Annotated in this window: 12 protein-coding genes; 8 read left to right on the top strand and 4 right to left on the bottom strand. The window is 45.0% G+C overall.

Annotated features, from left to right (window positions below; all coding sequences use genetic code 11):
• Positions 1-27 precede the first annotated feature (27 nt).
• Together BLR32_RS23040 and BLR32_RS23035 are read left to right on the top strand one after the other, a co-directional pair.
• On the top strand, positions 28-807 hold the full coding sequence (locus BLR32_RS23040; protein ID WP_089835218.1) for an enoyl-CoA hydratase/isomerase family protein: 780 nt from the start codon (positions 28-30) through the stop codon (positions 805-807).
• Between the two features lie 125 nt (positions 808-932).
• The gene (locus BLR32_RS23035; RefSeq protein WP_089835217.1) at positions 933-1,577 is read left to right on the top strand and encodes a hypothetical protein; all 645 of its coding nucleotides are present in this window, start codon (positions 933-935) and stop codon (positions 1,575-1,577) included.
• A 452-nt stretch (positions 1,578-2,029) separates the two neighbouring features.
• Here the strand turns inward: BLR32_RS23035 and BLR32_RS23030 are convergent, their stop codons facing one another.
• On the bottom strand, positions 2,030-2,413 hold the full coding sequence (locus BLR32_RS23030; RefSeq protein ID WP_089835216.1) for a hypothetical protein: 384 nt from the start codon (positions 2,411-2,413) through the stop codon (positions 2,030-2,032).
• Between the two features lie 152 nt (positions 2,414-2,565).
• Here BLR32_RS23030 and BLR32_RS23025 point away from each other — a divergent pair, with 152 nt between their 5' ends.
• The 4 genes from BLR32_RS23025 (at position 2,566) to truB (ending at position 6,539) form a co-directional block, all read left to right on the top strand.
• Positions 2,566-3,996 carry a tetratricopeptide repeat protein gene (locus BLR32_RS23025; RefSeq protein ID WP_089835215.1) on the top strand — a complete coding sequence of 477 codons (1,431 nt, stop codon included), beginning with the start codon at positions 2,566-2,568 and terminating at the stop codon, positions 3,994-3,996.
• 280 nt (positions 3,997-4,276) lie between these two features.
• Positions 4,277-5,041, top strand: coding sequence for a phosphosulfolactate synthase (locus tag BLR32_RS23020; RefSeq protein WP_089835214.1), 765 nt, complete (start codon positions 4,277-4,279; stop codon positions 5,039-5,041).
• Positions 5,042-5,050: 9 nt separating this feature from the next.
• On the top strand, positions 5,051-5,785 hold the full coding sequence (locus tag BLR32_RS23015; protein ID WP_089835213.1) for a shikimate dehydrogenase family protein: 735 nt from the start codon (positions 5,051-5,053) through the stop codon (positions 5,783-5,785).
• A gap of 61 nt (positions 5,786-5,846) precedes the next feature.
• Positions 5,847-6,539 (top strand): tRNA pseudouridine(55) synthase TruB, encoded by a 693-nt coding sequence (truB, locus tag BLR32_RS23010; protein WP_089835212.1) that lies wholly within the window; start codon positions 5,847-5,849, stop codon positions 6,537-6,539.
• A 173-nt stretch (positions 6,540-6,712) separates the two neighbouring features.
• Here the strand turns inward: truB and tamL are convergent, their stop codons facing one another.
• Positions 6,713-9,148 carry a translocation and assembly module lipoprotein TamL gene (gene tamL / locus BLR32_RS23005; RefSeq protein WP_089835211.1) on the bottom strand — a complete coding sequence of 812 codons (2,436 nt, stop codon included), beginning with the start codon at positions 9,146-9,148 and terminating at the stop codon, positions 6,713-6,715.
• Positions 9,149-9,257: 109 nt separating this feature from the next.
• On the opposite strand from tamL, the gene BLR32_RS23000 reads away from it, so the two are divergent.
• On the top strand, positions 9,258-10,004 hold the full coding sequence (locus BLR32_RS23000) for a TrmH family RNA methyltransferase (protein ID WP_089835210.1): 747 nt from the start codon (positions 9,258-9,260) through the stop codon (positions 10,002-10,004).
• Between the two features lie 86 nt (positions 10,005-10,090).
• Here the strand turns inward: BLR32_RS23000 and BLR32_RS22995 are convergent, their stop codons facing one another.
• Positions 10,091-11,323, bottom strand: a complete 1,233-nt coding sequence (locus tag BLR32_RS22995) for an ABC transporter permease (protein ID WP_089835209.1) — start codon at positions 11,321-11,323, stop codon at positions 10,091-10,093.
• A 108-nt stretch (positions 11,324-11,431) separates the two neighbouring features.
• Between BLR32_RS22995 and BLR32_RS22990 the strand changes: the two genes are divergently transcribed.
• On the top strand, positions 11,432-12,724 hold the full coding sequence (locus tag BLR32_RS22990) for a type IX secretion system plug protein (protein ID WP_089835208.1): 1,293 nt from the start codon (positions 11,432-11,434) through the stop codon (positions 12,722-12,724).
• Between the two features lie 236 nt (positions 12,725-12,960).
• Here BLR32_RS22990 and BLR32_RS22985 read toward each other — a convergent pair whose 3' ends face one another.
• Positions 12,961-14,280: an NAD(P)/FAD-dependent oxidoreductase gene (locus BLR32_RS22985; RefSeq protein ID WP_089835207.1), complete on the bottom strand. Its 1,320-nt coding sequence runs from the start codon at positions 14,278-14,280 to the stop codon at positions 12,961-12,963.
• Positions 14,281-14,429 lie beyond the last annotated feature (149 nt).

Genomic DNA, 14,429 nt, shown 5'->3' with positions numbered 1-14,429 from the left:
CGATCTGAAATCGCCAATCCATAAATAATGGCTTTCGAACATATCCTATATAATGTTACAAGCCGTGTAGCCAGCATAACGCTGCACCGGCCTGAAAAACGCAATGCGCTGAATGGCGCTATGGTAGCAGAATTGCGCGCTGCTTTCAAGCAGGCGGAAAGTGATCCCGGTGTGAAAGTGATCATATTAAAAGGCGCTGGCGAAGCCTTTTGTGCCGGAGCAGACCTTGAATATCTCCAACAACTCCAGTTAAATACCAGAGAAGAAAATCTTGCCGATTCAAAAGAACTGATGCAGCTCATGCAGCAGATCTACTATCACGATAAAATAGTAATAGCCCAGGTGGAAGGACATGCTATTGCCGGCGGCTGTGGTCTTGTCACACTGTGTGATCTGAGTTATGCAGTACCCGAGGCAAAGCTGGGATATACCGAAGTGAAAATTGGTTTTGTACCAGCCCTTGTAGCTGTATTTCTGGTCAGAAAAATAGGGGAGGGGCGTGCCCGCGACCTGTTATTGACAGGAAGACTGGTCACTGCCGAAAAAGCGGCCAGTTACGGCTTGCTGAATGATGTAATACCGGCTGACCGCATTGCAGAACATGTAGCAAAAATAGCTGAGGATCTCTGTACCGGTGCTTCCGCTAATTCCCTGAAAGTTACCAAAAAGCTGATCACAGACGTTTTTGACCAGCCCCTGGATAATGCGTTGGAGCAGGCAGCCAGATTGAACGCAGAAACGAGGGAACATACTGATTGCCAGCGTGGTATAAAAGCCTTTCTGGATAAGGAAAAAATGGTCTGGTAATCCGGTATGATTTTTTCAATATAACCTATGAAGTCAGGCATAGTCGATCCCTATACAGCGGAAACATTATGCAAGGTGACATCCGGCCTTAACTTTTAAACATTGCGGATGAAATAATTACTGTCATGCAAAAAGCTATTTTAACACTTTTATGCTGTTGCCTGATCACCGGTAGCCTGTTTGCCCAGCGCCTGGTATCAGACGCGAAGATCGTTTACAAGATCGAAACACCACCACAGGCAGATCCCTCTTTTGAAGGAGGTACACTCACCCAATACATGAAGGGGCACCTGAGCAGGGTGGATATAGATTTTAAAACAGTTCATTACAGCTATCTCATTAACAGCCGTGAAGAAACGGTGGTTACCCTGATTGATAATCATGGGGATAAGTACCTGATCCGTGCTGGTAAGGAAGAATACAACAAGGAACTGAAGGAATATAGCCAGGTTCAGTTTAAGGATGGTACTGAAACCAAACAGATTGCTGGCTATAACTGTAAAAAGGCGATTGGTAAAATGCCTGATGGGCAGACATTTGAGGTTTACTATACCACTGAGCTTTTGCCGGAAAATAAGCAGCATAACCGCCGGTTTGTAAATCTGAAGGGTATGCCTTTACAGTTTGAGATCATCAATAAAAACGGCTCCAGAATGCATGTAGTGGCGACTAAGGTTGACCTTTATGCAGTGCCGGGATCTTTCTTTGACACGCCTAAGTCAGGATATAAGGAGATCAGTCGTGAAGAATTGCAGAAAATGGGTAGCTGATAAGGTTCTGCCTCATAACTTTTGAAGGGTTCTGTCTTTGACGGAGCCCTTTATTTTTGATTGATAGAACGTAGTCGATCATACATAATTGGCGCTCCCTCCAGGGGATCGCGTGTTTGTATCACGGATCGCATACTCCTCGGGAATGCCGGTACACAACAATTCATTCAACAAAACATAATAGGACTCCGGTAGGTGATTGTGTGTTTGTATCACGGATTGCGTACCTGGGGGAATGCCGGTGCACAACAATTCATTCAACAAAACATAATAGACTCCGGTAGGAGTCCCAGTGTTTGTAGCCCGGGGTTGCAAACCCCGGGGATGGCGATCCCCCCGAGATGGGGATAATCCAATGGGCGCCCCGGGACCGGCATTCCCCGCGCACCAAAAATGAAAAGGTCCCGTCTACAACAGGACCTTTTTATGCAGAATGCAAATAATCAATGTAATCAATTCTTCCTCAGAGGCAGCACTATGTGCAGCTGATGAAAATTCATGTTGGAAGGTGGTTGTATTTGCGTAGCATATGGCAATACATATGTTACGTTCCCTTTCTTGATTGTCATTACTGACTTAAAGTTCCAGGAATTATTTTCCGACAACTTAAAGTTGGAGCTCATGGCGCCATTGAAACGAAATCCCGCATCCAGGCTTAAGTTTGCCTTCCCGGACAAACCTGTCAGGGAAAGTTTGGTTTCGTTCTTCTTTATCTTGTCTTTATTATCGGAAGTTAAATTATCGTTGGCTTTAGCCGTCAATCCCGCTATTACCAGGATGCCAGCCAATAAAAAAGACAATGAAAAGGTCTGCAATATGTTGGTTAGCTGTTTCATTGTATCACAAATGTACAAACTTTTCTATATATTATATAACAAATTCTTAACGAAGATACGAAAAAAACTTAAAGTAATGTTAAATAATTTAAAGAATCCGGGGAACCCCGGGCGATAGACGCCCGATTCAAAAAATACTTATATTTACATTAATGAATCAAGACTTTCCATTTTTAAACGACGATTTTGAGGAGTTAAGAGACTTGTTGCAGCAGTTTGAAAACCTGAAAGCTGGCCAGTCTCATTCCTTTCTCGACGAGGATTCTTTCGAACTGATCATAGACTACTATGATGAGCATGATGAACTTCCTAATGCCATGCAGGCTGCTGAAATGGCTATTGAACAGTTCCCTTATTCTTCCACCCTCTTACTCAAAAAGGCCAATCTACTCATAGAATCAAAGAAATACCAGGAAGCAATGGACCTGCTGGAAAAAGCAGCCATACTGGATAGTACAGATATTAACCTCTACATCCTGCAGACTGATGTATACCTCGCTATGAACCAGCATGAAAAAGCTGCGGCCGTGTTGGAAGAACAGATTGCCGTATTTGAAGGAGAAGATAAGACTGAATTATTGCTGGAACTGGCCGATGTATATGACGACTGTGAAGAGTTTGAAAAGGTTTTTGACTGTTTGCGCCTCACGCTCGAACACGATCCCAATAACGAAGAGGCTTTACATAAGATCTGCTTCTGGACGGAATTTACCGGGCGGAATGAAGAAAGTATCCGCCTCCATACCAACATCATCAATGAGCATCCCTACAATCAGCTGGCCTGGTTTAATCTTGGCACCGCTTACCAGGGACTCAAATTGTATGAAAAGGCAGTTGATGCTTATCAATACGCTATCGTAATTGATGAGAAATTTGACTATGCCTACCGCAATATGGGCGATGCCTACATCAGGCTCCGTAAATATGCCGAAGCAATTGATGTGCTGAAGAAGCACCTGGAGATTGCCAAGCCGGAAGATGTTATTTACGAAGCTATCGGCCACTGTTACGAACGTCAGCGTAAATACACCCAGGCCCGCTACTACTATCGTAAGGCCTCCCATCTGAGCCCAAGTGATGATAAGCTCTACTATAAGATCGGTATAGCTTACATGACAGAGGCCAACTGGGAGAATGCTATCAAATCTATTAACAGTGCTATCAAGATCAATAAGAACAGCGCCGAATACCTGATAGCACTGGGCCAGTGTTATATTGAACTGGACAAGAACAAAGAAGGATTAATTCATCTCCTCGCAGCTGTACGCATCCGTCCTTCCAGTATCACTCCCTGGCAGGAATTTATCCGCGGCCTCTATATCTCCGGTTTCTTCGAAGAAGCCCTGGTACAGCTGGAAGCCGCTACACAGAAAGTAGGACATAAGCCTGTCCTGCAATACTACCGGGCCGCTATTATGTTCGCCACCGGTAAATCCAAAGAAGGTATGTTACAACTGGAAACAGCACTTCAGGTCAATGCAAAACATGTGAAGAAACTGATAGAACTGGATCCGACATTGTTGCAACATCCCGGTATCGTAGAACTTATCACCAGGTATAAACGTACCAAAAAAGGGAAGTAATAAATCTCTTATCAGGAACCATTGTTCCTTAAATGCGTAATATGATGTGCTGTAATTTCGCACTTTATATTACGCATTTTTTATTTTAATTTGCTGATATTTAGTATCTTATGAGATAAGAAAATTTCTTTCTGATAAAATCCTTTATTTGAAACTCTTTAAACCGGAATATGTTAATTTTGCGCCGGTTTAATATAAGATGGGCCGATCCCTATTCCTGAAAACCAGTGAAGTATAGTTGATTAGTTTACAGACCGTCAAGACGAAAAAAAATGTTCAAATGAATTTTAATCTGACACAAATTCCCGATCGGACAAAGAAACCTCGTAATCATGGTTTAACCATGGTGATGGATAAAGGGTTAAGTTTGGAAGAAGCTAAGAATTTTTTATCAGTAGCGTCTCCTCACGTTGATATCCTGAAGCTTGGTTTCGGAACTTCGTTTGTAACACCTAACCTGCGCCAGAAAATAGAACTATACCAATCTGCCAATATTCCTGTGTATTTCGGCGGAACTTTATTTGAAGCATTTCTTATCCGTAATCAGTTTGATGAATTTGTGAATGTGATCAAAGATTACAACATCAAACATATTGAAGTATCTGATGGTTCCATTACCATCCCGCATGCTGAAAAATGCGGCTATATCGAGAAGCTGTCAAAGATTGCCGTTGTGCTGAGTGAAGTAGGTTCTAAAGATGCTGAACACATCATTCCCCCTTATAAATGGATTGAACTCATGAATGCCGAACTGGGTGCGGGCGCCACATATGTGATCGCAGAAGCACGTGAAAGTGGTAATGTGGGTATTTACCGTGGTAGTGGTGAAGTAAGGGAAGGCCTGGTACAGGAGATCCTGACCAAGGTTCCTTCAGAGAAGATCATCTGGGAAGCGCCACAGAAAGCGCAGCAGCTGTACTTCCTGGAACTGATCGGCTGTAATGTGAACCTGGGTAACCTGGCGCCACATGAAGTGATCTCCCTGGAAGCAATGCGTATCGGCCTGAGAGGTGACACTTTCCACCTGTTCCTGGATAAAGCATAATCCGTTCTTATGAAGGTGTACGGTCTTATTGGATATCCGCTGAGTCATTCATTCTCCAAAGGTTTTTTTGCCGAGAAATTTGCCCGTGAGGGTATCAGGGATTGCATGTATGAAAGTTTCCCTATACCGGAAATAAATGAATTACCTGCATTGCTGGCGCAATATCCTGACCTGCAGGGACTGAACGTGACCATTCCTTATAAGCAAGCCGTCATGTCTTACCTGGATGAACTGAGTCCTGCTGCTGCACAGATAGGAGCTGTTAATTGCATCCACTTCAAAGATGGTCGTAAGAAAGGTCACAATACTGATGCCATCGGCTTCAGAAGATCTCTGGAACCTTTGCTGCAACCACATCATAACAAGGCATTGGTGCTTGGCACCGGTGGTGCTGCCAAGGCAGTACAGTATGTGCTGGAAGGCCTGAACATTCCTTATAAGCTGGTTAGCCGGCAGGCTTCTGCAGATTCAATCTCCTATGAACAGCTGGATGCCGCTACTATGGCATCTCATACGTTGATCGTTAATGCAACGCCTTTGGGGATGTATCCTAATGTCAGCGCAGCTCCTGCATTGCCATATGAACAACTGACGGATAAGCATCTGTTGTACGATCTCATCTACAATCCTGCTGTGACAGCCTTTTTACAACAAGGTGCCGACAGAGGAGCGACTATCAAGAATGGTCACGAGATGCTGATATTACAGGCAGAAGCAAGCTGGGAGATCTGGAACAATGAATAAGTAGCGTAACAGATCTATCTCTGAGTGAATGCGCATTCCGGGTTTCCATTATCTTTGCGGGATGAATCAGACAGCAGAAAAAAACATTTACGAAGAAGGACAGGTAATACTTATCAATAAACCTTTGAAATGGACCTCTTTCGATATTGTAAGAAAGATCAGGAACACTACAAAGGCGAAAACCGGTCATGCCGGTACCCTGGATCCGCTGGCAACAGGACTGCTCATCTGCTGTACAGGTAAAATGACGAAAAAGATCAATGAGTACCAGGCGCAGGAAAAGGAATACACTGGTACTTTCACCATAGGTGCTGTCACTCCTACATACGACCTGGAATCTGAACCAACAGATTTCAAACCGCTGGATGGCATTACTGATCAACTGATCCATGACACTACCCGCCAGTTCCTTGGCGAACAGCAACAGCTTCCACCGATACATTCCGCCATCAAACAGAATGGTAAGCCCATTTATGAACTGGCGCGCAAAGGTGTCGAAGTAAAAGTGGAACCCCGCACTGTTTTCATCAAAGAATTTGAGATCACCAAAATAGAAATGCCTGTAGTGTACTTCCGCGTTGTTTGCAGCACAGGTACCTATATCCGTTCGCTGGCCAACGATTTCGGTGCTGCCCTTGGAGTAGGAGGTTATATGAGCAGTCTTTGCCGTACGAGAATAGGGGAGTTTAAACTGGCAGATGCGTGGGAAATTGAGCAGTTTATCGAAGAAGCGAAGAACGTCGTAAAAAAATAAGAGCGTAAACAAACTAATCATTCGCGTAGACTCCGTTAGGAGTCTCGTTGTTTGTAGCCCCGGGTTGCAAACCCGGGGAATAACGCAATCCGAATAATGCAATCCGGAAACAATAAAATCTGAACAACGCAATCCGGTTGAATAATCAACCCGGGAGCAACGCATCCGCCAAATCAGAACGGATACCCTATCGCCACATTCCAGATGATATTATTCCTCCTCCATGTCGCATCTCCCAGCTGCCACTGGCTCAGATACCATCCATTCTTATTTCCCGTATAATAAGGCACCTTCACTGGTACACCCCAATCCAGCCTTATCAAAAAGAACGAAAAATCCAGTCTTAAACCAGCACCTGTACCTATTGCCAGATCCCTGTAAAGGTTCTGCAACCTGAACTCACCTCCCGGACGAATCGTATCCTTCTTCAGCATCCAGATATTCCCCATATCCAGGAAAGTCGCCCCCTTGAGGTTGATACTACCATTAAACAGGCGTAACAGGTCGAAACGGTACTCTATATTCCCTTCGAGTTTCATATCGCCAGTCTGGTCAGGGAAGTTGCTGGCAGTAATAGAACTGTCTTTAAATGTACCTGGTCCAAGTGTACGCAGACGCCAGGCACGGATACTATTAGGACCGCCAGCCGTAAACTGACGGATATATGGCATTACATCGGATTTGCCGTAAGGAATACCCACACCACCATAAATACGGGTGGCAAGCACCGTATGATCTGTCAGCGTCCAGTAATGCCGGTAATCAGCCTCCAGTTTAAGGAAATTGGCAATCGGCATATTAGTCAGACTCTCGAGATCAGTACCCTTACCAGAAATACTGCCCCAGAGACTGTTGATACCATTCAACCAGGCACCAGACTCTTCGACATTCGCACGGAAATAAGAATAGTGGTTGCGGTGCAGTATATCATTGTTACTATAGATGTAAGTGATGTTCTCACCACCAATAAATGCAGGTTCGAAGCTTCTTTTCAGATAAGGGTTTTTGTTCACGATGCTGTCGCGGAATCCGGCATTCAGATTCACCCCCACATAGTTGAGGGAGATAGGTTTGACGATCCAGCGCTTATAGAGGTTTTGATTCCATTCATATCCGAAAGAGGCGTTTACGTTGGAGATGTAAAACTTCGCCGAACGGGTCAGGTAATCAACCCCCGCTGTCAGCCTGGTACGTACTGTAGTAGACCGGCTGCGCTGGGCAATATGGAAAGGTGTAATGAATCTGGGGAAGATCAGGCTGACCTGTCCGCCTATTTCCTGCGATTGCAGCATCCAGTTGCCCTGGGTACGGATGAGTTCAACGCCGGTATTGAGACTGATGTTCAGCTGGGTAGCAGAACGGCCTATGTTCAGATGCCGGTAGTTCAGGCTGATACCGCTACCCACCAGGTAGTCAGAGCTCGTGCTGACCTCAAAGTTGGCTCCAATCTCCTGACGGCGTTTGGGCGTCATGAAGATGTAAGTACTTAGCGTATTCGGTGTGTCCTTGCGTTCCCTGTACTGCAGGTTTACAAACTGCCAGGCGCCCAGATCATAGAGACGGCTGATGGCATCGTTGGTACGTTGCTGGGAAAAACGTTCATCCTTCTTCAGAATAACAGATCTATAGAGCACGGCCGGCTTCAGGATATCCTGACGATAGCGGATAGTGAGATCCTTACGCTGAGTAGTCTTAAACAGTGAGTCGGCAGTACTGCCATACACCGGATAATCAGGATAGACAATAATACTGTCCAATGTATACTGTTCATAGCGGAGGGAAGAGTCCTCCGGATTCCAGATCTTAACGGTGATATCCATTTTCGGCATCTCCTGACCCTTACGCTCATTATACACGTTAACGATCCCTTCGAAAGGGTTCATGAGGTTGCGGAACAGGATTTTATGCAGGGTATCGATCTCAAATTCGATTGCATTACGGTCAAATTTATAATAGCCGGCATTACGTATCACACGCATCAGCCTTTCACGCTCGCTGCCCAGGGCTTCCTGTTTATAGGCCATACCCGACTTGATCAGGGCGAGATTTTCGTGTTCTTTGACCAGTTTCAACAGGTTGGTGTCTGGTATCTCATAACGGATCTTGTTGATCACAAAGTTCTTACCGGTATTGACCTTGTAGGTGACATTTACTTTCTGTCTTTTGATGGATTCCTCATAATCTACGGTAGCATAGAAATAGCCCTGGTTATTCAGGTAGCTGACCATGCGTTTTATGGATTCCTTGGTTTTGGTGGAGTCGTAGATCACGGGTTCTTCCAGGTTACGGGGCGCCAGCATCAGGTTCCAGAACCAGTTGGATTTCTTCTCATTGTACTTCTGGTTGTAGAGCCATACCTTGAAACGGGTACCCATAAACAAGGTATTGGACTGTTGCAGCATGAGTTGTTTGGAACTCAGGGAGGCACGGATATCCTGTTTTTCAGCAGAAGATGTTTCCCCTTTCACATCCACGTCACTATCCACATACAGCAGCTGATTCTTTTGCAGGTATTTTGTATTGGAACAAGCAGCCAGCGCCAGTGTGGTCATCAGGATGATTATATAGTTCAGATAGATGAAAAGGGAACTATGTGGCCGCTGCTGCATCAGAGTCAATACAATTATTAATAGTTAGAAGCTTTGTTTTCTGTTTATTTCCATAGAGGCCAGTCCGCGTGGCTTTGCCGATTAAAAGAATTCATGTAGGTTTGGCTCTATGTTGTCGAAGGCGCAAATTAAGTATATTCAATCATTACAGCATAAAAAATACCGTCAAAAATCCGGCCAGTTCATTGCTGAAGGAGATAAGATCGTTCCGGAGCTCCTGCAGGAAGGCATTCCCGTGCAGGACGTGTATGCAACTGCCGCCTGGATCAGTACTCATCGGTCTTTGCTGGACCGTACACCCGCAGTACGGGTTACTGAAGTAGAAGAAAGTGTCCTGAAGCAGCTGTCAGCACTGACTACACCCAATCAGGCATTGGCCCTGCTGGACATTCCCGGCGCTGCTGCAATAGCGCCTGCATCCTTAAAAGGAACGGTCTCCTTAGCGCTGGAAACCATCCAGGACCCCGGTAATATGGGTACCATCATTCGTATAGCCGACTGGTTCGGCATCCGTCAGATCATCTGTTCGCCCGATTGTGTGGATGCCTATAATCCTAAAACTATCCAGGCCACAATGGGAAGCATCGCCCGTGTAAGCATACTGGAAAGTGATATTGTCACTTTGCTGCAGCAGGCTGGCGTGCCCTCTTATGCCGCCACCTTACATGGTACAAACATCACCGAATTCTCCAGGCTGAAAGAAGGTATTATCCTGATTGGTAATGAGTCCCGCGGACTGAGTGATGCCGTGATCGCCGCAAGTACTTATAAGATCACTATCCCAAGACTGGGAGGGGCAGAATCCCTGAATGCCGGTGTCGCAGCAGGTATCATCTGCGGAAGATTGCTGGTGTAGTACAGGATAACGATAAAACAGGAACTATTACATCTGACCGCCATCCCATACTGAAACCGGAGCTGCTTAGCGTAATTTAAAAGAGATTATTTAAACTGTATTGCCTTCACAGGCGTGATCTTCCTGATGATCAGGGACGGCAGTATCAATACCAATACGCAAAGGTACAAGGTGCCAAAGTCAATCAGCAGCACCTGCCACCAGCGTAGTGAAATAGCCGCTACGGACATGTAATAGGATTCTTCCGGCAATTTAAAGAGACCGGTGGCCTTTTGTAGAATGGCTAAACCAACCCCAAGAATATTCCCCAGCACAATCCCTGCTATCACGATATAAGCCGCCTGGACGATGAAGATCTCCTGCATCCTGGTATTACGCATGCCCAGTGCCTTCAAAATACCGATCATGTTTGTCCGCTCCAGGATGAGAATAAGGATAGCCGTGATCATGTTGATGGCTGCCACAATGGACATAATCACCAGGATAATGGCCTTATTTTTATTCTGTAAACGCAGCCAGGCGAAGATGTTGGGATAGATATCAGCGATAGAACGGATGAACAGGTGATCCGGAATGACGTTATAGGCTTCCGTGCCTACTTCTTTTATTTCCTGGTAATCATCTGTAAAGATCTCATAGCCCCCGATGCTGCCAGGTTCCCAGTTATTCAGCTTGCGGATCAGTTCAAGATCGCCCAGCACATATGTCTTATCATATTCTTCAATACCCGTCTTATAGATGCCGCTGATGGTCAGCTTACGCGCCCTGGGCGGTTGTCCCGGTCCCTGGATAAAGTAAATAATCAGCGGATCATGCAGTTTCAGTTGTAATTCTTTTGCAAGCCTGACAGAGATGAGCACTTCCGGTGCATAACTGCTGTCGTTATAGTGGATAATCGAGCCTTCCTGCAGGAATTGCTGCAGATGATTCCAGTTATAATGACGGTCTACACCCTTGAAAATGACGCCTTCCAGATCTTTTTCTGCTTTTATTATAGCAGATTTGGTCGCATAAGCGTTTATAGTATTGATACCCTTTATCTGTCTGAGTTTTGCCACCATGGTGCTATCCGCAGCAAAGGGAAATTGTTCGGTCAGCGGACCGGCATTAGGCTGATACTGGGTAATGTGCATATGTCCCCAGAAACTGAAGATCTTCTGCTGGATAACCTCCTGGAAACCATTCACCAGGGCCACAGCCAGTATCATTACTGCTACGCTGATCGCGGTAGCTGCAATAGCAATATTGATAATGAACTTGGAAAAGGAAGATGACCGGTTGAAGGCAATCCGCTTAGCAATGAAGAATGGCAAATTCATAAGACAAATGTATTGAATATAATCATAAACAGCCGGCCGCTTATATTATAATGAGCTGCCGGTACAAATCGAAAAAATAGTACCTTAATGGTTACTTGAAATGCTATTATGAAGATAAAAACCTTCTTCTGTATACCTGTAATATGTTTACTGGCCTACGTTCCGCCGGTAGCTGCGCAGGAGAATACTATCAGTCCTGACCACGTTTACTACAGTAATATCCGGTCTGTAAAGCTGAACCAGGCCGGCGATCAGCTCAGTTACCCCATTATTACCCTCAATGGCGAGGAAAAGCTGGAACTAAGCTTTGACGACATGGATAATGATGTGAAGAACTACTTTTATACGTTCGTTCTCTGTAATGCCGACTGGTCAAGAGCCCAGATCAACCAGGTGGAATACCTGCGGGGCTTTTCGGAAAACAGGATCCAGGACTACCGCTTTTCCAGCATCGCTTTACAGAAATATACCCACTATTCGGTACAGCTGCCCAACCAGAACTGTTATCCTACAAGGTCGGGCAACTACCTGCTGAAGGTATACCTGGACAGCGATACCAGCCAGCTGGTGCTTACCCGCCGCATGTTGGTGATAGCCAATAAAGCCAGTGTAACTGGTTTTATTCAGCAACCTGTTACGCCGAAGGTGTTCCGGACACACCAGAAGGTAAACTTCTCTGTCAATACTGCCGGACTGAATATCACGAATCCATTTGACCAGATGAAAGTGGTTATTCTGCAGAACTATCGTTGGGATAATGCTATCAAATTCCCCCGCCCATTGTTCATTAAAGGTAGCGTACTGGAATACAACTGGGAGGTAGACTGTGTGATGCCGGCAGGTAAGGAATGGCGTTGGATTGATCTGCGAAGTTTCCGCTTGCAGACAGAAAGAGTGAAGAACACAGAGTATGCAAAAGATCATACAGATATCTATGCTCTTCCCGATTTTGAACGGGGAGGAAAGATGTACCAGTATATCAAGGATATCAACGGATTGTACTACCTGGCTACACTGGATGATTATGATCCTTTCTTTGAAGGAGATTATGCTACTGTGCATTTCTCTTTCCCGGTTCCAGAGCCATATGCAGGCTATGACATGTTCATTCTCGGAGAACTGACTAATTACGAGTGCGACGATAACAGTAAGATGGTATTTAATCCTGCCACCAAAGCATATGAAGGAACGTTGTTCCTGAAACAGGGTTTTTATAACTACGTATATGCATTAGTGGATAATACTGTTGTAGGCAGCAAACCCAGTACTGAATTGACGGAGGGAAACTGGTGGGAAGCGGAAAATAACTACACGATCCTTGTTTATTATCGTGCATTAGGCGGACGTGCAGATGAACTGGTCACTACCACCACACTGAATTCCATGTTGAGCCGTAAATAATAACAATATCAAATAACAACGCGTCCATAGCATATGAAGCTGTGGACGCGTTGTCGTTTTATCACTACAGATAATAAAATAGTAGTGTGTTCACGGTATCATGTATTATGGACGCGTTGTTGTTTTACTACTACGGATGATGAAATAGTAGTGCGTTCACGGTATCATGTACTATAGACGCGTGTTGTTTTTATCACTGCGGATGATATGTCGCGTTATGCATCTTCCGCAGAATATCAGCTGACAACAGTCTGACGGAGTTTCACAATATTTGCAGCACCACGTTTAATGATAATACGTGTACCTCGGTCAAACGTGAAGTAACGGTAGAACCAGTTACTGAACACCACCAGTTTGTTCCTGAATCCAAGGAGGCTCATAAGGTGTACTGCCATCCACACCATCCAGGCCATAAATCCGCTCAGCTTCATCCCTGCGAATTCAGCCACCGCATGATTACGCCCGATGGTGGCCATACTACCAAGATCATTATATTTAAACTCTTTCAAACCACGTCCGGCAGATTTGATCATCTTCACAATATTCTCTGCCAGGTTAGCACCTTGTTGAATCGCCACCTGCGCCACCATCGGATAACCTTTCGGGAACTTAGGATCATTCACCATCTGGGCAATATCGCCAATAGCATAGATGTTGAGCGTACCATTCACGAGGTTGAATTCATTCACCTGTATACGACCGTTCGGTAATATTGACTCCTGTGGAATACCTTTTACCGGCACACCTTTTACACCTGCAGCCCACAACAAGGACTGTGTTTGCAGTGTTTCGCCATTGCTGAGCAAAAGTGTTTTGCCATCGTATTCTTTTACTACCGCATTGCACAATACTTTCACACCCAATTTTTCCAGGCTTTCCAGTGATTTCTGTGAAGAGTGCTCACTCATGCCGTTCAGGATACGGCCGCTGCCTTCAATGAGGTAGATGTTCATAAGCGATACCGGCAGTTCGGGATAATCTTTCGGCATGATATACTTACGCAGTTCTGCGAAAGCGCCTGCCAGCTCTACGCCTGTAGGACCGCCGCCTACCATCACGAAGTTCAGTTTTGACCTGATCTGTTCTTCATCTTCCAGCAGCAGGCTTTCCTCAAACTGTTTGATCACATAATTACGGATCTGTACAGCCTCAATGAGCGACTTCATACCTATGGCATGTTCTTCAATGATCTTGTTACCAAAAAAGTTGGTGGTGCTGCCTGTGGCGAGTACCAGGTAATCGTAATGTAAATCCCCGATACCTGTTTCCAGTATGTTTTCTGTGGGCCGTACACCGGTTACTTCGGCCATACGGAAGAAGAAATTGGATTGGTTTTTAAAGATCCCGCGAAGCGGAAAAGCGATACTATCTGTTTCAAGACCGGCAGTAGATACCTGGTAGAGGAGGGGTTGGAAGAGATGGTAATTGTTCCTGTCCAGCATTACAACCTGTACGGGGGCGTTTTTGAGTTTCTTTGCCAGGTTGATACCTCCAAAACCGCCACCTACAATTACTACGCGGGGCATGCCTGTTTCCGGAATATTCGGCTGAATCATAATACAATCATTTAGCAATTAAAGAAATAAATGAACGTGTGTCTTTCGACACCTATGTATTCAAACGCCGGAACGTATAATGGCATATCAAAATTACAATACTTTCAGAAAAGAATGAAAGTTTATTTATAAAAAGTCATTCAAAAATA

The sequence above is a fragment of the Chitinophaga filiformis genome (genome assembly GCF_900102545.1).
GTDB classification, from domain to species: domain Bacteria; phylum Bacteroidota; class Bacteroidia; order Chitinophagales; family Chitinophagaceae; genus Chitinophaga; species Chitinophaga filiformis.
The sequence above is the reverse complement of the archived record's forward strand: the minus strand, read 5'-3'. Positions and strand labels throughout refer to the sequence as shown.

What these genes read in the sequence shown, in the direction of transcription:
- tamL (WP_089835211.1), bottom strand. Translation starts at nt 9,148, where the DNA reads ATGCAGCAGCGGCCACATAGTTCCCTTTTCATCTATCTGAACTATATA.
- BLR32_RS22995 (WP_089835209.1), bottom strand. Translation starts at nt 11,323, where the DNA reads ATGAATTTGCCATTCTTCATTGCTAAGCGGATTGCCTTCAACCGGTCA.
- BLR32_RS22985 (WP_089835207.1), bottom strand. Translation starts at nt 14,280, where the DNA reads ATGATTCAGCCGAATATTCCGGAAACAGGCATGCCCCGCGTAGTAATT.
- BLR32_RS23040 (WP_089835218.1), top strand. Translation starts at nt 28, where the DNA reads ATGGCTTTCGAACATATCCTATATAATGTTACAAGCCGTGTAGCCAGC.
- BLR32_RS23025 (WP_089835215.1), top strand. Translation starts at nt 2,566, where the DNA reads ATGAATCAAGACTTTCCATTTTTAAACGACGATTTTGAGGAGTTAAGA.
- BLR32_RS23020 (WP_089835214.1), top strand. Translation starts at nt 4,277, where the DNA reads ATGAATTTTAATCTGACACAAATTCCCGATCGGACAAAGAAACCTCGT.
- BLR32_RS22990 (WP_089835208.1), top strand. Translation starts at nt 11,432, where the DNA reads ATGAAGATAAAAACCTTCTTCTGTATACCTGTAATATGTTTACTGGCC.
- BLR32_RS23035 (WP_089835217.1), top strand. Translation starts at nt 933, where the DNA reads ATGCAAAAAGCTATTTTAACACTTTTATGCTGTTGCCTGATCACCGGT.
- BLR32_RS23000 (WP_089835210.1), top strand. Translation starts at nt 9,258, where the DNA reads ATGTTGTCGAAGGCGCAAATTAAGTATATTCAATCATTACAGCATAAA.
- truB (WP_089835212.1), top strand. Translation starts at nt 5,847, where the DNA reads ATGAATCAGACAGCAGAAAAAAACATTTACGAAGAAGGACAGGTAATA.
- BLR32_RS23030 (WP_089835216.1), bottom strand. Translation starts at nt 2,413, where the DNA reads ATGAAACAGCTAACCAACATATTGCAGACCTTTTCATTGTCTTTTTTA.
- BLR32_RS23015 (WP_089835213.1), top strand. Translation starts at nt 5,051, where the DNA reads ATGAAGGTGTACGGTCTTATTGGATATCCGCTGAGTCATTCATTCTCC.